Here is a 19,592-nt window from a genome sequence, read left to right as displayed (position 1 = left end):
CACAGCGGATCCGAAGGCGGCGGAACCAGTGCAGGTGGGCGAACGCGCGCTCCACTACCCCCCAGTTGCGCCGAGGCTGAGCGGCGTGCTCCGGTCCGTTCTCCCAGGTCACCTGCTGGACCCGTTGCCAGCCCTCCAGGGCTAATGAGGGCCCCGGCGGTGGATCGCCCGCGGCTTCAGCCTGCCCACGTTGCGAGCCCTCCAGGGCTGATGAGGACCTCGGCACCGATTGGCGACATCCGACAAGAACCAATCACAAGCAGAGACGCATCAGAGGGACGCCAAAGCGGAGATTCCCATGACTGCCTGGGTATGCAGCGGAATACCACGCGACCGCGTCGCCTTCTCCTGCTCGGCCACACGGCGCAGCTGCTCCTTGCGCTCCCTCTGACGGGCCTCCCGCCGGGTCCTGGCGCAGGCATCGGCCACCTCGCGAGGGTTGCCGACACAGATGAGATCCAGGAGGAACAGCTGAGAGCCTGTTGCGCTATCGATTCCTTGTCCGACCACTACAGCAGCCGGTCCTGCACAGCGGCTGCCTCCGCCGCGCCCGGCATCAGTTTCGCTTTCACGCTCGGGCGCTGTAAGCCCGGCTGTCGTCGGGTCCACAGTGGCGTTTCTCAGGTGTCGGGGTGAGGAGGGAGTCGTCTTCGGTGCGAGCGCCCGGGAGTTGGTGGCGGGCGGCGATCAGAGCGGCGTCGACATCGCGGGTACCGGTGGCGATGCACAGCGTGTAGGAGACATCATCCAGGCGCTGTTGTGCCTCCGGGCCGCCGTTCTCGGCATGCAGGCCATGGAGGGTCTCGTACTGCTGGACGAGGTCGGCGAGGACCGCGGGGTGGGCCATGAGCATGGCAGACTCCTCTTCGCTCTTCGTGGCGCGGTGGCGGTAGGCGCTGAGCTGACGAGCGCCCGGTGTGAGGCGTGGGGCGTCAGGCGGCAGCCGGGGTCGGCTGGGGTCGCGGCTCGGTCTCGATCTGTTCGCGGATGTCATGGCAGCTGCGGGAGATGAGGCGGGAGACGTGCATCTGGGAGATGCCCAGCTCCTGGGCGATGTGGGACTGGGTCATGTCGCGGAAGAAGCGCAGGTACAGGATGTGCTGCTCCCGTTCCGGAAGCCGGTGCAGGCAGGGCTTGACCGCCTCCCGGGCGATGACCGTCTCGTAGCGGGCCTCGGGTCGGCCGAGGGTGTCGGCCAGGGAGTAGCCGTCATCCGCACCGGTCATCTCGGCATCCAGGGACAAGGAGCGGTAACTGCCGAGGGCTTCCATGCCGGTGAGCACGTCCTCTTCGTTCATGCCGGCGGCTTGGGCGACCTGCGCCACGGTCGGGGAGCGGCCAGCGCCTTCGGTGGTGGCCATCTCCTGAATGGTGGCGCGGACCTTGTTGCGCAGCTCCTGCACGCCCCGGGGGACGTGCAGGTCCCAGCCGCAGTCACGGAAGTACCGCCTGAGCTCCCCGACGATCGTGGGGATCGCATACGGCTCAAACGCGCTTCCGCGCTGCGCGTCGTAGCGGTCGACGGCCTTGACCAGACCCATCGCCGCGACCTGCTCCAGGTCCTCCAGATTCTCTCCACGGTTGCGGTAGCGGTGGGCGAGGCGGTGAGCCATCGGCAGCCAGGCAGCCACCAGTTCCTCCACCAACACTTCCCGCTCGGGCCCATCGGAGGCCACAGCCAGCCGTTCGAAGTCGGCCGCAGTGTCAGGGGCGTCGGCGTGAGAGCGGCGGGCACGTGCGGGTACGGCGTTCATCGGTGTCATCTCTGCTTCCTGCTCGTTGATGTCCACCAGCACGGAAGCCCAGCGCGGCACATCTGGGGCCCCAGCGCGTTACGCGCGGCTCCCGCGGGTGTGCCTGCTTTCCGAAGCACCTCGGTCACTGACTCTTCTAGCCCCGCACAATGATGTCAAACCGTTGCGTGCCAGTGCTTGGCAACTTCTCTCGCATCTGCCGGCGCCCAGGGACGAGCTGGGAGGCGAGCTGGATGAGCGGCCCTGCGGCCGAGGTTCCGTGTCGTCTGGGCCCGTTCGCCGTCCCCACCTGCTGAGGTACCTCCACCGACAGTTTCGTACTCACCTGCCCCGGGCACCCGCCTGCCCAGCCTCGGCACCACAACGTGGCCGCGCGGCAGCCCGGCTGCCACGGCCACCGAAACCGCACCGTCAGAAAGAGGATGGCCGTGCCAGAACGAGACGCAACGAAGACCGCCGTCCACGAGACCGCCCCTCAGGTCGTGTCGGAGCCCGCACCTCGGTTCCGCGCGCTGAAACAGGAGCCCCCCGGCCTTGAGCGGGACATGGACCCCCGTCCTCGCTACCAGGCCGAAAACTACAAGGCATCCGGCAAGCTGACCGGCAAGGTGGCCCTGATTACCGGTGGTGACTCCGGGATCGGCCGTTCCGTCGCCTTGCTCTACGCACGCGAAGGCGCCGACGTCGCCATCGTCTACCTCCCCTACGAACAGCCGGACGCCGAGGAAACGCAACGCGTCGTGGAAGAACAGGGCCGCACCTGTCTGCTTCTCCCCGGAGACTTGTGCGACCCCGGCTTCTGCCGCGAGGTCGTCGAACGGACGGTGCGACGGTTCGGCCGCCTGAACATCCTGGTCAACAACGCGGCTTACCTGAACAGCAAGCTGGAGCTGGAACAACTGACCGCGGAAGACTGGGACCGCACCTTCAAAACCAACGTGTACGCCTACTTCCACCTGGTCATGGCGGTACTACCGCACCTCGAGCAAGGCGATGCGGTCATCGCCACCGCCACCGAGGAAGCTCTCAAGGGCAGCACCACGATGATCGACTACGCGGCGTCCAAAGCGGCTCTGGTCGCCTTTACCAAATCCATCGCTCCCCATCTGGCGGAGCGGGGTGTCCGCGCCAACATCGTCGCACCGGGCCCCACTTGGACCGCCCTCAACAACGCCGACGATCACATGCCACGCGAAGGTCTCGCCGATCTCGGCAGCGAAGCGCCCCTGGGCCGCCCCGCCCAGCCGGAGGAAATCGCACCGGCGTACGTATACCTCGCTTCGGACGCGGATTCGAGCTACACGGTGGGCGAAGTGATCGCCGTAACGGGCGGAATCGTGGACACCCGCTAAGAGACGCCCTCCTGAACGCATGCGTCGTGAAGTGCTCGCACCCGCCATTCGGGTGCTGACGGTGAACGTCCTGGAGAAGCGCTACGCGGACTGGGACTGCCGCAGGGACGTTCTGGCACGCGGAATCCTCGCCTGTCGACCCGATGTCGTCGCCTTGCAGGAAGTGGTCCACGACCAGCCCTACCGGAGTGCCGTGGCCGACCTGCTGGGTGAAGGCTGGCATCTGGCATCACACCCTCGCTGGACGGCCGACGGAATGGGCGCCGCCCTGGCGAGCCGATGGCCGATCGGCTCGATACGGGCGGACGACTTCGACGGCGCCGGGCGAACACCGACGATGCCGTGGTGCGGCGTCGTCACCGCGGAGGTACGGGCGCCCCGCCCCTTCGGCCCGTTGCTCATCGTCCACCACAAGCCGAACTGGCCCCGAAGGCAGGAGCGAGAGCGGGAAGCCCAGGCCGTGGCGGCGGCGCGGCTGGCCGAGAGCATGGCCGGTGACCGTCTGCGGCACGTCGTGGCGATGGGGGATTTCGATGCCACCCCCGACAGCGCGAGCGTCCGTTTCTGGACCGGTCGCCAGTCCTTGGAAGGCGTGAGCGTGTGCTACCGCGACGCCTGGGACGCGGCGCATCCGGGCGACCCGGGCCACACCTTCTCCCCGGTGAATCCCCTCGTGCGTCGCGGGGACATGCCCGAAGACGAAGGGCGGCGCATCGACTACATCCTGGTCCGCTGCGACGACTACGGGCCGACCCTCCACATCGCGCGGTGCGAGCGACTCTTCACCGAAGCGGTGAACGGGGTCTGGGGCAGTGATCACTTCGGTCTGGTCGCGGACCTCACCCTGCCCTGCCGTCCGTCGGGCCCCGCCGGGTGGATCTGTCGGGGGTCATAGCCGCCACCGCGCAATGGCTGGTCGGGGCCTCTCCCGCGGCCGGGGCGCGATGAACGCGGCGGTTGCTGAAGCACAGGCCCGGCATGCGGTGACGGTGACCGCGTGGCTCCGATACCCCACGGCGACGGACGCCGCGCTGGTCGCGATGGCGGGGCCGGTACCGTGTCAGTGCGGGGCAAGCCGGCCATCCGGCGCACCTCCTCTTTCCGCCCGGCGCCCCGAATACCCGGCTGTGGCACGGCAACCGGTGGAAGGTACGGCGCCTGCTCGGCGAATCCGGCACAGCCGCCTGTGATTGGGCCCGCGTCTCACGCCTACCCGGCGCTGAACGCCAAATCTCATCACCGGACTGGCGGTCGCGATCCTGGCGCTCGGACCCGAACGCAGCAGCGGTGAAGGGCTCCGGCGAACGGCCGCGACGTCACGGGCGTGAGACCGTCATCGTGACCGGTGCCAGCGCCGGCATCGGCCGCGCGACCGCTCACGCCTTCGCCGCCCGGGGCACTGCGGTCGCCCTGCTGGCACGCGGTGCTCGCGGGCTGGACGGCCGCGGACGAGGTGCGGTCGGCCGGTGGCCATCCGCTGCCCATCAGCGTCGACGTCTCCGACGCCGCGGCCGTCGAGGCGGCGGCCACCCGGGTGGAACAGGAACTGGGGCCGATCGACGTCTGGGTGAATGCGGCCTTCGCCACGGTCTTCGCCCCCGTCCAGGAAATCGAGGCGGAGGAGTTCGAGAGGGTCACGCGCGTGACGTACCGGGGATTCGTCCACGGGACCCAGGCGGCCCTGCGCCGCATGGTGCCCAGAGACCGCGGCACCATCGTCCAGGTGTCGGCTCCGCCCTCGCTCATCGAGGCGTTCCCCCGCAAGCCGCCTATTGCGCGGCCAAGCACGCCATCCAGGGCTTCCACGAATCCCTGCCCTGCGATCTCCTGCACGACCACAGCCGGGTGCGGGCCACCATGGTGCACCTGCCCGGCGTCAACACGCCCCAGTTCAGCTGAGTGCTCTCCCGCCTGCCGCGACATCCCGGCCCATGCCGCCGATATACCAGCCGGAAGTCGCCGCGAAGGGGATCCTTTACGCCGCCGACCACCCGAGACGACGCGAGCACTGGGTGGGTGGCTCGACCGCCGCGGCATGAAACAGCATCAGCGCCGGAAGCGTGCCCAGAACCGATCTACGACCACCCAACGATCACCAACCGAAAAGGCCGCCCCCGCCTTCCGGCGGAAACGGCCTCCGACCTGCAATAACACCGTCGGGACGACAGGATTTGAACCTGCGGCCCCTTGACATCACCCCGACGCGGACCGGGTGGTCACGGTTGCCGACAGCCAGATCGTCCCAACACCCGACACACAGGACGCACCGTCACCGCTTCCGTCACACCGTGCATAGCCCCATAACCACAAAGAAAGCCGGTGACGCACCCGCGGGCGCCTTGTGCGAGGACATGGGAACGGACGCTCTCGCGAAGTCCGTCAGCCAGGCGGCTCGACGGCCGAATGGCGCCCTGGGCGTGAGCGTCGGCTGAGCCGTGTGTCGGTGTACGACGGCTCTCCTGCGCCTGGAGCCGCTGGGGCTGGGGCTGGAGCAGGTCGCGGGCGCCGCCCGTGAGGCTGGAAACCGGTACGTGTGATCGCCCCCCAGGTGCATTCCCGCCAACGCCCGAATCTCCGCGGCCACACAGTCTGACCTGGCCCTTTGCCGGATGCGAGCCGTCGCGAGTGTGGCAAGCGGGGCAGCCGCCCCGACGCGGCTCCATGGTCAAAGGGTGTCGCCGTCGGAGCTCTGGGGTGGGCGTGCGCGGTGGCGGCGCAGGAGTCCGCCGTGTGCGGCTTCTTCGTGGGTGACGACGTAGACGTCGATGTCGTCGCCGGACCCTTCGATGATGGCCTCGCCTGTACCACGGCTGAACAGGTTCTTGAGGCGGTTGCGCCGGCTGGCGCCGATGACGATCTGGGTGGCGTTGACCTGCCGGGCGAACTGCAGGACGGCCTCAGCCGGGTCTTCGGCCCCCACGGTGTGGTAGCTGCCGCCGAGGCTTTCCACCAGGGAGCGCTGGTGGTCCAGTACTCGCGGTGGGGTGGTGGCCAGGCCGTCGCTGAGTTGGACGTGTACGGCGAGTAGTTCGCCCCCTGCCCCACGGGAGGCGGTCCGTTTGCCGCGGCGGATGAGCGTTTCACTTTCGGGTCCGCCGGACACGGCGACCAGGACGCGTTCCCGCGTGGCCCAGGGCTCTTGAATGCCTTGCTGCTCCCGGTAGCGCTGGATGGCTTCCTCGACGCGGTCGGCCGCCCACAGCAAGGCGATCTCCCGGAGAGCGGAGAGGTCGCCGGGGCGAAAGTAGTGCGACAGCGCGGCGTCAATCTTCTCGGGCGGGTAGATGTTGCCGTGGGCCCCAGCCGTTGTCTTCCTTCTCCATGGTCGTCCCTCAGCGTCGGCGCGGCGCTTGTCCAGACCGGAGATCCACGATGCGGGCGCAATCTGCTGGAGGCATGAGCGGAGCACTGGTTCAGGCAGCTGTCCGAGGCAGTGGGAGCACGCTGCCCCAACCCTGGAGAGGCCCCTGGCGCAAAGCCGTAGCATGCAGAGCCGATCTTTCTGTTCACGCATCCAGGCGCATCACCCGTGGTACCCGCGATAAGCATGCCGCCGCTTGATCCACCGATCGCCCCGCTTACCCTGATCAGGCCGTTTCTTCGGCGGCGTGTTCGATTACGCGATGTGACAGGAGTGCACGATGGCCACCTCCCCCGATGTGGCGACCCATCCGCAGGAAAGTGCGGACGGCCGCCGCCGGGCTTCGGGGCGCCTCCGGTCCTGGTTGCTGGAGGGCCTGTCCGATATGGCCAAGCAGCAGCCGGGGCCGCATGCCCAGCCCCCGGAGGGGCACAAGGGGCAGCGGTGGTGGCGGGTGATGTGCCTCACCGGCGTGGACTACTTCTCCACCCTCGGCTACCAGCCCGGTATCGCCGCCCTCGCCGCCGGGCTGCTGTCTCCCATCGCCACCATCGTGCTGGTGGCCGTGACCCTGGCCGGGGCGCTGCCGGTATACCGGCGGGTGGCCAAGGAGAGTCCGCATGGCGAGGGGTCGATCGCGATGCTGGAGCGGCTGCTGTCGTTCTGGCAGGGCAAGCTCTTCGTGCTGGCGCTGCTGGGGTTCGCGGCCACCGACTTCCTGATCACCATCACTCTCTCGGCCGCCGACGCCTCCACCCACCTGGTGGAGAACCCCCACTTCACCAGCGTCCTGCACGGCCATGAGGTGGCCATCACGCTGGGGCTGATCGCCCTGCTCGGCGCCGTCTTCCTCAAGGGCTTCATGGAGGCCATCGGTGTGGCGGTGGTGCTCGTGGGCGGCTACCTGGCGCTGAACGCGGTCGTCGTGGTCGTCGGGCTGTGGCATGTGGCGACCGCATCGCATGTGGTCACCGACTGGTCGCAGGCGCTGACCGCCGAGCACAGCAACCCGTTGATCATGGCCGGATTGGCGCTGGTGGTGTTCCCCAAACTCGCACTGGGTCTGTCCGGTTTCGAGACCGGTGTGGCCGTCATGCCCCATGTGGACGGCGGTCCCGGCGACACCGAGGAGCGTCCCACCGGGCGGATCCGGGACACTCGCAAGCTGCTCACCACCGCCGCCGTGATCATGAGCGTCTTCCTGATCACCACGAGCTTCATCACCACCGTGCTCATCCCGCAGGACGAGTTCAAGGCCGGCGGCCAGGCCAATGGACGAGCCCTGGCGTATCTCGCGCACCACTATCTGGGGTCGGTCTTCGGCAGCGTCTACGACGCCGCGACCATCGGCATCCTGTGGTTCGCGGGCGCCTCGGCGATGGCCGGGCTGCTCAACCTGATGCCGCGCTATCTGCCCCGCTACGGCATGGCCCCGCACTGGGCCCGCGCGGTGCGTCCCATGGTGCTGGTCTTCACCCTGATCGGCTTCCTGGTCACCTGGCTCTTCGACGCCGACGTGGATGCCCAGGGCGGTGCCTACGCCACCGGGGTGCTGGTCCTGATGACCTCCGCCGCCGTCGCGGTCACCATCGCCGCCCGCCGCGCCCGGCAGCGGGGCTGGACCATCGGCTTCGGCGTGATCTCCGTGGTCTTCGTCTACACCACGGCGGTGAACGTGGTGGAACGCCCCGACGGTGTGAAGATCGGCGCGTGCTTCATCGCGGGCATCATCCTGGTGTCCCTGCTGTCCCGGCTCGCCCGCGCCTTCGAACTGCGCGTAACGGACATGGAACTGGACGAGATGGCCCAGCGCTTCATCCGGGACACCGCCACCCGCCGCATACGGTTCATCGCCAACGAGCCGGACAACCGCGACCCGGCCGAATACCGAGACAAGATCCACCAGATCCGGGCCGACAATGACATTCCCGAAGAAGAGGACTTCGTCTTCGTCGAGGTCACGGTGCGCGACCCCTCCGACTTCGAGACGGCCGTCCGGGTCCACGGCGAGGTACTGCACGGCCGCTACCGCGTCCTGACCCTCGACGGCTCCAGCATCCCCAACTCGCTGGCCGCCCTGCTGCTGCACGTACGGGATGAGACCGGGTGCAGACCGCACATCTACTTCGAGTGGACCGAGGGCAGCCCCTTCGCCCAGTTCCTGCGGTTCTTCCTCTTCGGCCAGGGAGAGGTCGCCCCCGTCACCCGGGAAGTCCTCCGCGAAGCCGAACCCGACCGCGCCCGCCGCCCCCACGTCCACGTCGGCTGAGCCTCGGCAAACCGTTAACAACGAGCATGGACCACGTAAGAGGGACGTCAGGACCGATGTCGCCCGCGGAGCCGTCCGTCTAGCGTGAAGGCCATGGAACGGCGAAACGGCCGATCCGCCAGACGCCCGGCGCGCGGGCACGCCGTCGGCCAGCGCCGATGGCGTGCGGACGCACGAGGCGCGGGGTACATCGCGCTGGCGTTCGCCGCGCTGACGACTCTGCTCGACTGGGGGTCGGGGGGACTCACCATCCCGCGCGCCGATCTCTGGTCCCTACTCGCGATCCTCGTCTTCGCCGTCTTGCGGCCACCGCGGGTGACCGCGGACGAGGGATGGCTGACGGTGCACGGATGGGTCTGCATGCGCCGCGTACGCACCGACGCCCTCGTCTCGGTACGGCAGGACGGCAGGATCGCCACCCGCCTCGTTCTGAGGGACACCCACGGCCGGTCGGTTGCGCTCGACCCCCGGGTCCTGCTCGCCGATCCCCTGCTGTGGCACGAGCTCGAGACCGGTGCCCGCCGCTCTCTCGCGCACGGCACCTTGCGGCACGGGGAGGAGACGCTGCGGCGGCTGGGCGAGCACATCGACGGGGAAACGGCTCACGCGGTGCTCAAGGCGTCGGGGTTGGAGTGACCCGCGTCAGAGGGGTGTCAGGACGCCATCAGGGGCCCGTTCTCTTCCCTCGTCCTCCGCCCGGACCGCCCTCGTGACCGGAGCCAGCTCGGGCATCGGCTGGGAGACCGCCCGGCTCCTGGCCGAGCGTGACTGGACCGTCCTCGTTCACGCGCCCGACGCCGATGCCGGGCGGCAGGCCGTGGAGCGGCTGGTCGACGCGGGCGCCAATCGGACACGCCTCGATCTCGCCGTAGCGGACTTCTCGCACCTCGCCGACGTCCGCGCGATGGCCCGGTCGGTGGCCGAGACTCACCCGGCGATCGATGTGCTGGTGAACAACGCGGCCGTGGCCGCACCGGAGTGCCGCACCCTCACCCCCGACGGCAACGAATTGGCCTTCCAGATCAACTTCCTGGCCGCCTACCTGCTCACCCGGGAGCTGACCGGGCCCCTGCGTGCCCGGCCGGGCAGCCGAGTGGTCAATGTGTCCTCCTCCATGCACCGCACCGCGTCCATCGCCTGGAACGACCTGAGCCGGGCCCACCGCTACTCCCGGCACGCGGTGTACGCGCAGTCGCAGCTCGCCCTGACGATCTTCGCCCGCGCCGCCGCCTCCGGCAGGGCACCGTACACCGCGGTCAGTGTGCACCCGGGCATCTGCGAGACGGCGCTGCTGTCGCTGTACGCGCATGAGGGGGACCCCGCCGCCGAGGGTGCCGCGCGCGTGGTGCGGCTGTGTGATCCGGCCACCGATGTGGTCCCCGGCGCCTATTACGACCGCACGGCGCTCTCCCCGGCCGCGCCCATCGCGACCGAGGACCGTACGGCGCGCCGACTGTGCAAGGTGGCCGACCGGCTGGTCGCCAAGGCCGCCTGACGCGCAAGGCCGTGGTCATGGCTCGAACCGGTACCCCAGCCCCGGAACGGTGATCAGGTGGCGTGGGCGTGCCGGTTCGGGCTCCAGCTTGCGGCGCAGGCCGGCGAGGTAGATGCGCAGGTAGTTGCTCCGGCTCTCGTACCCCGGCCCCCAGACGTCGCGCAGCAGCCGGCGACCGGTGATCAGGCGGCCGGGGTTGCGCAGCAGCAGGGCGAGGACGCGCCACTCCGTGGGAGTGAGATGCGGTGCCTCGCCCTCTCCCGACCTGGGCGCGATGAGATACGCCCTGGGATCGACCCGCCAGGAGGCGATGTCCACCGCATCCGGTTGCTGAAGGACCGGCGGGCGGCGCAGCGCCGCGCGCAGCCTGGCGGCCAGCTCCTCCACGGCGAACGGTTTGGTCAGGCAGTCGTCCGCACCGGCGTCCAGCACCTTGACCGTGTCGGCGGGGTCGGTATGCCCGGACAGCGCGATGATGGGCAGCGGACTCCAGGCCCGGACGCCGTGGATGAGGTCCGTACCCGCCATGCCGGGCAGCCCGAGGTCGAGGATGAGGGCGTCCGGCAGACGGTGGGAAACGAGTCGCAGGGCGGTCTCGCCGTCCTGTGCGGTGTGGACCGTGTAGTGCCGGCCTCGCAGGGTCATGTCCAGCGCCCGCAAGAGCTGCGGGTCGTCCTCGGCCACCAGGACGCTCCTCATGCCACGGCCCTCGCTTCCAGTGACGGGGCGACGGGCAGGGACACGACCATGGTCAGCCCACCGCCGGGGGTGTCCTCGGGAATGAGGAGGCCGTCCATGGCCTCGGTCAGGCCACGGGAAAGGGCCAGGCCGAGCCCGAGGCCGGTGGTGTTGTCGGTGTCCCCCAGCCGCTGGAACGGTTCGCAGATCCTTTCCCGGTCGGCCGAGGGCAGACCGGGACCCCGGTCGGCGATCCTGAGTTCCACCCGGGAGGCCAGGACGCTGGCGCCGATCAGTACCTGTTCGCCCTCGGGTGTGTGCCGTACGGCATTGGTGACCAGGTTCGCGATGACGCGCTCCAGGAGCGGAGGGTCGGCGAGCACGTCGGGGACGTCCGCCAGCCCCTGGGTCACGATGCCGACGGGGCTGTCGGGCAGGGTGTCCAGGGCCGGCGGGATGACCTCGGACAGGGCCGTGGGCTGGAGGCGGAGGCTGAGGGCACCAGCTTGGAGACGGCTCATGTCGAGCAAGTTGTCGACCAGTCGGTTGAGCTTGGCCATCGACTCCTCGGCGGTGGCCAGCAGTTCGTCGCGGTCCTCCTCGGAGAAGTCCACGTCGCGGCTGCGCAGCGAGCTGATGGCGGCCCAGCCGCTGGCGATCGGGGTGCGCAGATCGTGGCTGACGGCGGCGAGCAGGGCGGTGCGCATCCGGTCGGCGGCCTTGACCGGCTCGACCTCGGCGGCGGCCTCGGCCAGCCGGGCCCGTTCCAGGGCGGCGGCCACGTGCCCCGCGAAGGCGGTCAACACCCGGCGTTCGGAGGCGTCGAGGTGACGGCCACGCAGGACGAGGAGGTCCTCCTGGCCGACGGGCACGGCGACGGGCCGCACGCCTTCCCCGGCCGCAGCTTCGCCGTCCGGACCGGTGCGGGTGGTGAGTTCGGCGGAATCCATACCGAACGCCTCCCGCGTATGGTCCAGGAGCCCTTGCACGGTTTGAGCGCCCCGCCCAGCGCATCCCCCGCGAGGGACGACAGCGTCTCCGCTTCGGCGGTGGCATTGGCCGCGCCGCGGGACAGTCGCAAGGAACGGTCGACGATCGTGGCGACCGTCACGGCGACCACCGCGAAGGCGGCGAGGGCCAGCGCGTTGTTGGGCTTACCGATGGTGAACTGGCCGATGGGCGCGATGAAGTAGTAGTTGAGCAGCAGCGACGCCGTGATCAGGCAAGCAACGCGGAGACCACGCCACCGATGCAGGCGACGCCGACCACCGTGAGCAGGAAGAGCAGTGCCTCGCTGGTGAGGTTGAGCCCACCGCGGTTCGTGGCGAGGACGACGGTCAGCAGCGGTGGGAGAACGAGTCCGGCGACCGGCCCGGCCACCTTGCGGACGCGGGACAGACCGCTCCTGCGGGCGGGCAGGAGGCGGCCGCGGCCGGCTCGTTCATGGGTCACCATGCGGACGTCGATGTCGCCGGAGAGTTCGACGGTGGTCTCTCCGACACCGCGTCCGGTGAGAAAGCGCAGCAGGTGGCCACGGCGGCTGGTGCCTATGACCAGTTGGGTGGCGTGCTCGGCACGGGCGAAGTCCAGCAAGGCGGTGGGGACGTGGTCGCCGACGACGGAGTGAAGGCTGCCGCCCAGGGACTCCACGAGCTGCCGCTGTCGGGTGAGCGCGGCCGGGGAGGCGTCGGTGAGTCCGTCGCTGCGGGCGATGTGGACGGCCAGCAGATCGCCGCCGGCCCATCGGTCGACGATCCGGGCGGCGCGCCGGATCAGCGTCTCGCCCTCCGGCCCGCCGGTAAGGGCCACCACCACCCGTTCCCGCGTGTCCCACACTCCACCGATTCCATGCTCGAAGCGGTACTTCCGCAGGGCCTCGTCCACCCACCCCGCGACCCACAGCAGCGCCAGCTCGCGCAGGGCGGTGAGGTTGCCCAGGCGGAAGTAGTTCGCCAGCGCGGCGTCGGCCTTCTCAGGGGCGTAGATATTTCCGTGCGCCATACGGCGGCGCAGCGCTTCACCGGCCATGTCGACCAGCTCGATCTGATCGGCGCGGCGCACGACCTCGTCCGGCACGGTCTCCCGCTCCGGCACGCCGGTGATCTTCTCCACGACGTCGTCGAGCGATTCGAGGTGCTGGATGTTGACAGTGGTGATGACGTCGATTCCGGCCTTGAGCAGCTCCTCGATGTCCTGCCACCGCTTGGCGCGGCGCCCGCCTGGGACGTTGGTGTGGGCGAGTTCGTCGATGAGCGCCACCCGGGGTGAGCGGGCCAGGACCGCGTCGAGGTCCATCTCCATGAAGGTGGTACCGCGATACTCGCGTGCGGCCCGGGGGACGGTCTCCAGGCCCTCGAGCAGGCGGGCATCTGACCAGTCACCGAGCTCCCGAGCATAAGGGGCGGGGTGCATGATGCCCCAATAAGCGAGAGGCTACTGAGTGAGGACGTTGTGGAAGCAGGCTGGAGGGCGGTCCGAGCCGACGGCCGGGTGCGTCCGGAGTTGCTCGAAGCGGCCTATGCCGAACCACAGCTGCGGAAGCTGTTCCCGTGGACGGGCATGGGCGAGCTGCACTTCAGCCGGTGCACCGAGCAGCGATGGACATGGGACATCCCCTATATCCAACCCGCCGCCGAAGGCAGCTACTGGGTATCAGGCCCTCTCCGCTCGCAGGCCGTGGGACCGGCACAAACCCCCGAGCAAGCCATCGCCATGGTGGTCGAACGCCTCCCAGCTAACTGCGGACCCGCCTTCCTGGGCACCCCAGAAGAACTCGCCGCCCACGAAGCAGCACGCAACGGAGGTTAAACGACAAGCTCAGGGCCGCGCGGCCGACCACTGCCCGAACGAAGCGGGCAGCTCCGCCAGGACGTCGCTCTTCTGCGGGATCCACCCCAGCGCGGCCCCGGCAGCGGAAGAGTCGATGACCTCGTCCCGGTCGAACACCCGGTATACGGGCTTCTCGTCCTCGATTGGGGCGAAGGCCACGGCATCGGTCCTGCCGACCGCCCGGGCAGCGGCTTCGACGACAGTCAGTGGGGCCACAGGACGCGCGTCGGCCAGCAGGTAGGTGCGCCCGTCGTGTTCCTTGGGCGCACGCAGTACCGCCGTGTAGGCCCGCGCCAGGTCCTCGACGTGAATCCAGGACCATACCTTGTCCCGCCGTCCCCGGTGCACAGGCCCGGAGGATTGGGCCTCGCGGAACCAGTCCCCGACGATCGAGCTGTGTGCATCACCGCCGTGCACCATCCCCGGCCGCAGCACCGTGTGCGGCAGTCCCGCACCCTGCAGTTCGGCTTCCAGACGAGCGCGGACGGTGCTGCTGTCGACGGGGGTCCCAGGCGTCAGCGTCGCGTGAGCGTGCTCACCGTAGATCGAGCAGCCGCTCGTGTACACGAGGTGGTGCCGGCCACCGGCATCGGCGAGAGCACCGAACAGGGCACGCTCGGCGCCGACGGGGTCATCCGGGTCGAAGGCGGTGTGGACCACGGCGTCCGTGTCGGCGAGTATCCCGCTGAGCACGGCACGGTCCGTGAGGCGTCCGCGCAGCGGCCGGACACCGAAGTCTCTCAGCGCCCTCGCCCTGCCCGAATCAGGATCCCGTGTCAGGGCAGCGACCTCATGCCCCGTCCCGGCCAGCGCCCCCGCGACAGCCCGCCCGACATAGCCAGTTGCCCCTGTGATCAGTACACGCATCCCAAGATGCTAACCGGTACCCTGGCAGCCGCCGCGATCCCTGACCCCACATCCGCCACAAGGCGACTCTTCAACCCGCAAGGTCCCTCGCAACCTACAGCTTCAGTCCGCAACCTCGGAGTCACGGGACACTGACCAGCAAGGAGTTCTGAAACAGCTAAGTCTCAGGAGCTGGGACACCAGGTGGGCGTCTTTCTGCCCGCCTCCTTCGCCGGCGCCCCGGTGAAGGCCCACGCCGTGGTAGCGGCCCCCGCCCCGATGGCCGCCTACGCACGCGGGCTGTACCGGTTCCTGCGCGAACTCGACCAACAGGGGTGCGACCTGATCATCGCCTCTTTGCCGGTGGAGGAGGGGCTGGGACTGGCGATCGCCAACCGGCTGCGCCGTGCCGCGGGGCCCCGGCCCACCGCGTGACCAGCACCGATGATGGACCTCTCGCGTCACCGGACGCGACTGATCTGCTCCTTTGGGCACGATGCCCTCGTGCAGCTGCTGCCCATTCCTTGCCCCGCCCGCCTCATTCCGGACGCCACCGGCACCGACGCCTTCCACGATGTGTACCGGACGGCCATGGCGCAGCAGGCTGTGTTCGTCGCCATTGAATCCGAACGATGTCAGCGGTGGACCGTGAAGGCGGACACGCTCACTGCCGGCTCCGGCCACGCTGTCGACGATGCCGTGAACGGTGCGGTCCGGGCCGCGATCACCCGTCTTGGCGAAAACCGGGAGGTCGACCTGGACACCTACGCATGCCTGGTCTACTTCATGATGCACGGCGTGCGGAGCGAAGACCGAGCCCGTGAACTCGCGGCTGCACTCCATGCCGCCCTGTACGGAGACCTGGGGCCCCTGACCCAAGCAGTGCCTCCCTCTCATGATTGCCGACCGCGGCAGATCACGCTGAGAGGCCGCGGCCGAGGCGGTCAGGCGGTGGGCACAGCCGCGTCGAGGCCGCGAGAGGCGACGAGTTGCGCACTGCCGTCGGCCAGGCGGTAACGCAGGCCCACCACGGCGGTCTGGCCGGCGGCGACCTTGTCGGCGAGGACCCGGGAGCGGTCCAGCAGCAGGTCGGCGGTGTGCCTTATGTGCTCGGCGAGGATCTCCTCCGGCTCCACCCGTCCAGCAGCCCGCGCGGCCAGCACGCTGGGGGTCACCCGCTCGACGACGTCCCGGACGTATCCGGCCGGCGTCATGCCGTCCTCCAGCGCAGCGCACGCCGCGCCGACCGCGCCGCACGAGTCATGCCCAAGGATCACGACCAGCGGGCAGCCCAGCACCTCCACGCCGAACTCGATACTGCCCAGCACTTCCGGGCCCATGACGTGGCCCGCGGTGCGCACCACGAACAGGTCGCCCAGACCCCGGTCGAAGATGATCTCAGCGGCCAGCCGGGAGTCTGAACACCCGAACAGCACGGCGAAGGGCTGCTGGGACGGTGCGGTCTCGGCGCGGCGGGCGGTGTCCTGGTTCGGGTGCTCGGGGGTGCCGGCGACGAAGCGCTGGTTACCGGCCAGTAGCAGCTCGAAGGCCTCGCGGGGCGTCGGGGTCTTGATCTCGCTCATGCCCGCAGCCTAGGACCCGGCACCAGCCGTCGCACCGCCTGGTCCCGTCGGTGCGCGTCGGGTCGGGCGCCGCTGACGGCTTGGGCAGTACCCCGAGGCGCCCGGCGAGGGCGGCCTCGATGCGGAGTCTCAGCGCGCGGCGCTGCTGCCCGGCCCCGTACGGCCACCGGTCCAGAATCCTCCGCTCGTGGTCCATACCCGCACAACGAGCGAGGCGCTGCCCGCGCTGTCGGCCGAACGACGGAGGACCGCCAGGGATCACACGCCGTCCCCTCCGTTCCGGGCCTGCACCAGCAGTTGGGCCACGACGTCCTTCGCCGTGAGGTCCACGCGGGTCGGCCGGCGCGGGGCGATGATCTCCGGCCCGGCCGGTGCGTCGGTCGCCTCGGCCTCGGCGAGCGCCCGGTACAGCGAGGCGACCGACGGATGCGGCGGTGCCGGTCCCTTTACACCCGTACGGCGCCCGACCGGTCAGGCCTCTGATTGTCACGCACCCGGTAGACACCCGGAGCCAACTCGTCGGACGCTTCGACGACAAGCGATGCCAAGTAGGCAGGCCAACGGGTGTTTGAATCCCAGGTCGCGCTCACTGGCAGGCGCATGCTGGCAACCGTTTCGAGTTGAGCGCCGCTGAGGTCCGCGTGGCGCAGCTTCGCATGGCGCAGGCTCGCGTGGCGCAGGTCCGCGCCGGACAGGTCCGCCCCGACCAGAATCGCATAGGTCAGGTCCGTGCTCCTCAGGTCCGCCCCGACCAGAATCGCATGGCTCAGGTCCGCATGGCTCAGGTCCGCATGGCTCAGGTCCGCATGGCTCAGGTCCGCGCCCATCAGGTCCGCATGGCTCAGGTACGAGAGGCTCAACTTCAGCGGATCGACATCGCCTGGCTGCGCAGGCTGGTTGAGGTGCGCGGCTTGGGGGACGGGTGCGTGGGGTGTTTCCTCTGTGTGTTGTGCGATGGCTTCCGCAGTTGCGGTGATGGCAGTGGCGGGGGCGTCGCGGCATGCGAGGTAGAGCAGCCCGCGGAGTGCGGCTGCGTGGTCTTCGCGCTCGTCGTCCGTCACCACGTCTCCAGGGTAGGCCGGTGGCTTCATTGCGGGGGCCGTTGTCGTTTGACGCAGATGGGGTAGCGGTATTCGGGCCGGGTGTTGGCTGCCAGCAGGAATCCGACGGCCGCGTTTTCGGCCCGGCGTACGGGGCCGTCCGTGCTGCCGGGCGGAGGGGGCGTGGCCGATCCCATGATCGTCTCGATGATGTGGGTGAAGTGTTTCTCTGCCTGTTTCCAGTCCGGTTCGGTATCTGGCGCGCCGGGGCTGACAGGGTGGCGGGTGCCGAAGGCCAGGACCCGCGGCCTTCACCGTGTCGTTGCCCTGTTTGTGCACGTCATGCAACGTGATCACGAGCCGCTCCCGGAAGAGGGGGGCGGGGGCGGTTCGGCCAGGCGGCGCAGTTCGGCGAGAACGTCCTCCAGTTCACGCGCGTGGTGGGCTTGGATCTGCTCGGTGATGACATAGCCAGCCGTGGCTCCGATGATTGCGGGGATGGCGGCCCAGCCGGTCAGGGATAGTAGCCACGCGCACCACAGGGGGGCGAACGGCGGTAGGCGAAGTGATGCCGATCAGTACGTCGTAGGCGTTCGCCCAGCCGATCAGAAACCCGTTGAGCACATACAGCGCCGTGCACATCGCGAGCACGGAGGCACCCCGGCTGATCAGCCAGAAGCCGAACCGGGGCAGGGCATGCCGGTCGGCCCAGCGTGCCCGCAGCCGTTGCCATCGGCCTGGTGGCGGAGGCCCACCGGGCGACGGCGGGGATGCAGTGGACACCCTGTTCAGGGTAGAGGGTCGAACCGACCGACCGGGAGGTGAACCGCACTCTCTGCGAGACAAGTTGAGGGGTGTCTGCGCTGTCCCGCCACAGGACCGTACCGCTGACAAAGCCCCCGGCGACCGCCCCTGCATGCCAGCGCCAACTTGCGGCAGACATCCGGCATAGGAGCACCACACCATCACAAGGGCAGTGTCCACGAACTTCCCCACTCACTTGAGAGCTTGATCAAGTGAGGCCAGGAGTAACCCTGGTTGTTTTCAAGTCTCTGGCCGCAGTTTGGTGAAGATCGCGTCCGTCGTGGAGTCACGGACGACCCATGCGCGAGTGTCATCGCCTGATCCTCGGGCGGCCGCTCTCCAACGCGTCCCGCGCCGCTTCCATGAAGGCGTGGCGGCATTCACGTTTGGTGGCACCCTGTCCAGGCGAAATTGCGTTGCGCATGTGTGCGTGTAGCGTCTTGGTGTAGTCGTGGGCGGCCTGGGCTGTCTCATGCGAACAGGTCAGCTCGACGGCCTTCTTCGCCAGCCACAGGTCATGCAGTCTCTCGTCTGCAGGGTCTTCAGGAGCCGGAAGACCAAGTTCTCGGCGATCCAGCACCAGCTCGACGCGTTGCGCGGCAGCCAGGAATCCCGAGATCGCCTCTTTGCGCTCAGCGCGCTCTGCGTCTCTGCGTTGCTGCCGGTCACGTTGCACCTCGACGCGCGTCGCCAGGTACTGCCCTACGAGTGTCCCCGCGGTCCCGAGAAAGACACCGATCAAGGCGAGAACCGTGCTTCCAGCAACTCCATCCATGGCATACAGCCTGGTAGATGGGTGCCGTGCCACGACCGGTTTCTCGAAAACCACCCTCTGCCCGGGCTTGTGACGGTGATGGTTCCGGCGCCGGTGGCGAGTCCGCCGGGGACGGTGGCGACGAGCTGGGTGGCGCTGATGGGGGTGAAGACGGCGGTGGCCGTGGCCGCGGCGCTGTCGGTGAAGGTGACGGTGTCGACGTTGACGAAGCCGGTTCCGTTGATGGTGATCTGGTCTCCTGCGGTGCCCGTTGCCGGAACCACCGAGGTGACGGCCGGGGCGAGGTAGTAGTCGATGAGGGTGGTGCCCGAGGTGCTGGTGCCGCCGGCGGTGGCGATGGTCACGGGCTGGGTGGACACGGTTCCGACCTGGCCGGGGTTGGCCGATGCGGTGAAGGTGACCTGGCTGGGCTGGGTGGGAGTGACCGCGACGGTGCCGACGGTGCCCACCCCGACCTGCGTTCCGGTCAGGAAGTTGCTGCCGAACAGTGTCACCGGGCCGCCCGTGGCGGCTGCGACGCAGGAGACGCTGGTTCCTGTGGTGGTCGGCGTGGCGATGACGAAGAAAGGCGGGGCGTTGCTGGTGGCGCCTGTGGTGCTGGTGACGCTGACGGAGACCTGGCCGGAGCACGGTGCGGTGTTGGGGACGACGAAGGTGACCTGGGTGGCGGTGACGGTGGTCGGGGTGACCGCTGCCGAACCGAAGTTGACCCTGGTGGTGAGCGTGGCTGGCCCGCCGATCTGCGGCGGGTGAGATCCGGCGCGCCCCCGGCTTTCCCGGGGCCACCTGGGCGGGGCCGTGAGGCC

Annotated in this window: 16 protein-coding genes and 5 pseudogenes; 8 read left to right on the top strand and 13 right to left on the bottom strand. The window is 69.2% G+C overall.

What is annotated here, in order from left to right; genetic code table 11:
• Window positions 1-568: 568 nt before the first annotated feature.
• On the bottom strand, window positions 569-853 hold the full coding sequence (locus ACZ6TD_RS46950; protein WP_471348262.1) for a DUF5133 domain-containing protein: 285 nt from the start codon (window positions 851-853) through the stop codon (window positions 569-571).
• Between the two features lie 79 nt (window positions 854-932).
• On the bottom strand, window positions 933-1,763 hold the full coding sequence (locus ACZ6TD_RS46945) for a SigB/SigF/SigG family RNA polymerase sigma factor (RefSeq protein WP_471348260.1): 831 nt from the start codon (window positions 1,761-1,763) through the stop codon (window positions 933-935).
• A 419-nt stretch (window positions 1,764-2,182) separates the two neighbouring features.
• On the opposite strand from ACZ6TD_RS46945, the gene ACZ6TD_RS46940 reads away from it, so the two are divergent.
• The 3 genes and pseudogenes from ACZ6TD_RS46940 to ACZ6TD_RS46930 all read left to right on the top strand — a co-directional run.
• Window positions 2,183-3,106, top strand: coding sequence for an SDR family oxidoreductase (locus ACZ6TD_RS46940; protein WP_471348258.1), 924 nt, complete (start codon window positions 2,183-2,185; stop codon window positions 3,104-3,106).
• Between the two features lie 19 nt (window positions 3,107-3,125).
• The gene (locus tag ACZ6TD_RS46935) at window positions 3,126-4,001 is read left to right on the top strand and encodes an endonuclease/exonuclease/phosphatase family protein (RefSeq protein WP_471348256.1); all 876 of its coding nucleotides are present in this window, start codon (window positions 3,126-3,128) and stop codon (window positions 3,999-4,001) included.
• A 392-nt stretch (window positions 4,002-4,393) separates the two neighbouring features.
• Window positions 4,394-5,139, top strand: a pseudogene (locus ACZ6TD_RS46930) (SDR family oxidoreductase); the annotation flags it as partial.
• Window positions 5,140-5,771: 632 nt separating this feature from the next.
• Here the strand turns inward: ACZ6TD_RS46930 and ACZ6TD_RS46925 are convergent.
• Together ACZ6TD_RS46925 and ACZ6TD_RS46920 are read right to left on the bottom strand one after the other, a co-directional pair.
• Entirely contained in the window at window positions 5,772-6,311 is a 540-nt protein-coding gene (locus tag ACZ6TD_RS46925; RefSeq protein WP_471358671.1) for a universal stress protein, read from the bottom strand.
• A gap of 30 nt (window positions 6,312-6,341) precedes the next feature.
• Window positions 6,342-6,593, bottom strand: a pseudogene (locus ACZ6TD_RS46920) (hypothetical protein); the annotation flags it as partial.
• A gap of 154 nt (window positions 6,594-6,747) precedes the next feature.
• Between ACZ6TD_RS46920 and ACZ6TD_RS46915 the strand changes: the two are divergent.
• From ACZ6TD_RS46915 to ACZ6TD_RS46905, 3 genes are all read left to right on the top strand, one after another.
• On the top strand, window positions 6,748-8,736 hold the full coding sequence (locus ACZ6TD_RS46915) for an APC family permease (protein ID WP_471348255.1): 1,989 nt from the start codon (window positions 6,748-6,750) through the stop codon (window positions 8,734-8,736).
• A 93-nt stretch (window positions 8,737-8,829) separates the two neighbouring features.
• Window positions 8,830-9,372 (top strand): hypothetical protein, encoded by a 543-nt coding sequence (locus ACZ6TD_RS46910; RefSeq protein WP_471348254.1) that lies wholly within the window; start codon window positions 8,830-8,832, stop codon window positions 9,370-9,372.
• A gap of 73 nt (window positions 9,373-9,445) precedes the next feature.
• Window positions 9,446-10,231, top strand: coding sequence for an SDR family NAD(P)-dependent oxidoreductase (locus ACZ6TD_RS46905; RefSeq protein ID WP_471348252.1), 786 nt, complete (start codon window positions 9,446-9,448; stop codon window positions 10,229-10,231).
• Window positions 10,232-10,246: 15 nt separating this feature from the next.
• On the opposite strand, the gene ACZ6TD_RS46900 is transcribed toward ACZ6TD_RS46905, so the two are convergent.
• Both ACZ6TD_RS46900 and ACZ6TD_RS46895 read right to left on the bottom strand, forming a co-directional pair.
• A complete protein-coding gene (locus ACZ6TD_RS46900; protein WP_471348250.1) occupies window positions 10,247-10,930 on the bottom strand; it encodes a response regulator in 684 nt (227 codons plus the stop codon).
• Window positions 10,927-13,270: pseudogene (locus tag ACZ6TD_RS46895) on the bottom strand (ATP-binding protein); the annotation flags it as partial. The pseudogene ACZ6TD_RS46895 and the gene ACZ6TD_RS46900, both read right to left, overlap by 4 nt.
• A 45-nt stretch (window positions 13,271-13,315) precedes the next feature.
• Between ACZ6TD_RS46895 and ACZ6TD_RS46890 the strand changes: the two are divergent.
• Entirely contained in the window at window positions 13,316-13,717 is a 402-nt protein-coding gene (locus ACZ6TD_RS46890; RefSeq protein ID WP_471348247.1) for a DUF6193 family natural product biosynthesis protein, read from the top strand.
• Between the two features lie 9 nt (window positions 13,718-13,726).
• On the opposite strand, the gene ACZ6TD_RS46885 is transcribed toward ACZ6TD_RS46890, so the two are convergent.
• Window positions 13,727-14,605, bottom strand: a complete 879-nt coding sequence (locus tag ACZ6TD_RS46885; RefSeq protein WP_471348245.1) for an NAD-dependent epimerase/dehydratase family protein — start codon at window positions 14,603-14,605, stop codon at window positions 13,727-13,729.
• Window positions 14,606-14,770: 165 nt separating this feature from the next.
• Here ACZ6TD_RS46885 and ACZ6TD_RS46880 point away from each other — a divergent pair.
• Window positions 14,771-15,019, top strand: a pseudogene (locus ACZ6TD_RS46880) (Sua5 family C-terminal domain-containing protein); the annotation flags it as partial.
• A 509-nt stretch (window positions 15,020-15,528) separates the two neighbouring features.
• On the opposite strand, the gene ACZ6TD_RS46875 reads toward ACZ6TD_RS46880, so the two are convergent.
• The 6 genes and pseudogenes from ACZ6TD_RS46875 to ACZ6TD_RS46850 form a co-directional block, all read right to left on the bottom strand.
• Window positions 15,529-16,167 carry a carbonic anhydrase gene (locus tag ACZ6TD_RS46875; RefSeq protein ID WP_471348244.1) on the bottom strand — a complete coding sequence of 213 codons (639 nt, stop codon included), beginning with the start codon at window positions 16,165-16,167 and terminating at the stop codon, window positions 15,529-15,531.
• A 446-nt stretch (window positions 16,168-16,613) separates the two neighbouring features.
• Complete coding sequence (locus ACZ6TD_RS46870) at window positions 16,614-17,231, bottom strand: pentapeptide repeat-containing protein (RefSeq protein ID WP_471348242.1); 618 nt, start codon at window positions 17,229-17,231, stop codon at window positions 16,614-16,616.
• Between the two features lie 329 nt (window positions 17,232-17,560).
• Window positions 17,561-17,695 carry a hypothetical protein gene (locus tag ACZ6TD_RS46865; protein WP_471358669.1) on the bottom strand — a complete coding sequence of 45 codons (135 nt, stop codon included), beginning with the start codon at window positions 17,693-17,695 and terminating at the stop codon, window positions 17,561-17,563.
• Between the two features lie 626 nt (window positions 17,696-18,321).
• Window positions 18,322-18,753 (bottom strand): hypothetical protein, encoded by a 432-nt coding sequence (locus tag ACZ6TD_RS46860; protein WP_471348240.1) that lies wholly within the window; start codon window positions 18,751-18,753, stop codon window positions 18,322-18,324.
• Window positions 18,750-19,280 carry an IPT/TIG domain-containing protein gene (locus tag ACZ6TD_RS46855; RefSeq protein ID WP_471348238.1) on the bottom strand — a complete coding sequence of 177 codons (531 nt, stop codon included), beginning with the start codon at window positions 19,278-19,280 and terminating at the stop codon, window positions 18,750-18,752. Before ACZ6TD_RS46855 ends, ACZ6TD_RS46860 begins: the two co-directional genes overlap by 4 nt.
• 129 nt (window positions 19,281-19,409) lie before the next feature.
• A pseudogene (locus tag ACZ6TD_RS46850) lies at window positions 19,410-19,526 on the bottom strand (hypothetical protein); the annotation flags it as partial.
• Window positions 19,527-19,592 lie beyond the last annotated feature (66 nt).

The sequence above is a fragment of the Streptomyces yongxingensis genome, from assembly GCF_055597465.1.
Note: the sequence above shows the minus strand (reverse complement) of the source record. Positions and strands in the feature narration are given on the sequence as shown.

What these genes read in the sequence shown, in the direction of transcription:
- ACZ6TD_RS46950 (WP_471348262.1), bottom strand. Translation starts at nt 853, where the DNA reads ATGCTCATGGCCCACCCCGCGGTCCTCGCCGACCTCGTCCAGCAGTAC.
- ACZ6TD_RS46945 (WP_471348260.1), bottom strand. Translation starts at nt 1,763, where the DNA reads ATGACACCGATGAACGCCGTACCCGCACGTGCCCGCCGCTCTCACGCC.
- ACZ6TD_RS46935 (WP_471348256.1), top strand. Translation starts at nt 3,126, where the DNA reads ATGCGTCGTGAAGTGCTCGCACCCGCCATTCGGGTGCTGACGGTGAAC.
- ACZ6TD_RS46915 (WP_471348255.1), top strand. Translation starts at nt 6,748, where the DNA reads ATGGCCACCTCCCCCGATGTGGCGACCCATCCGCAGGAAAGTGCGGAC.
- ACZ6TD_RS46910 (WP_471348254.1), top strand. Translation starts at nt 8,830, where the DNA reads ATGGAACGGCGAAACGGCCGATCCGCCAGACGCCCGGCGCGCGGGCAC.
- ACZ6TD_RS46900 (WP_471348250.1), bottom strand. Translation starts at nt 10,930, where the DNA reads ATGAGGAGCGTCCTGGTGGCCGAGGACGACCCGCAGCTCTTGCGGGCG.
- ACZ6TD_RS46885 (WP_471348245.1), bottom strand. Translation starts at nt 14,605, where the DNA reads ATGCGTGTACTGATCACAGGGGCAACTGGCTATGTCGGGCGGGCTGTC.
- ACZ6TD_RS46875 (WP_471348244.1), bottom strand. Translation starts at nt 16,167, where the DNA reads ATGAGCGAGATCAAGACCCCGACGCCCCGCGAGGCCTTCGAGCTGCTA.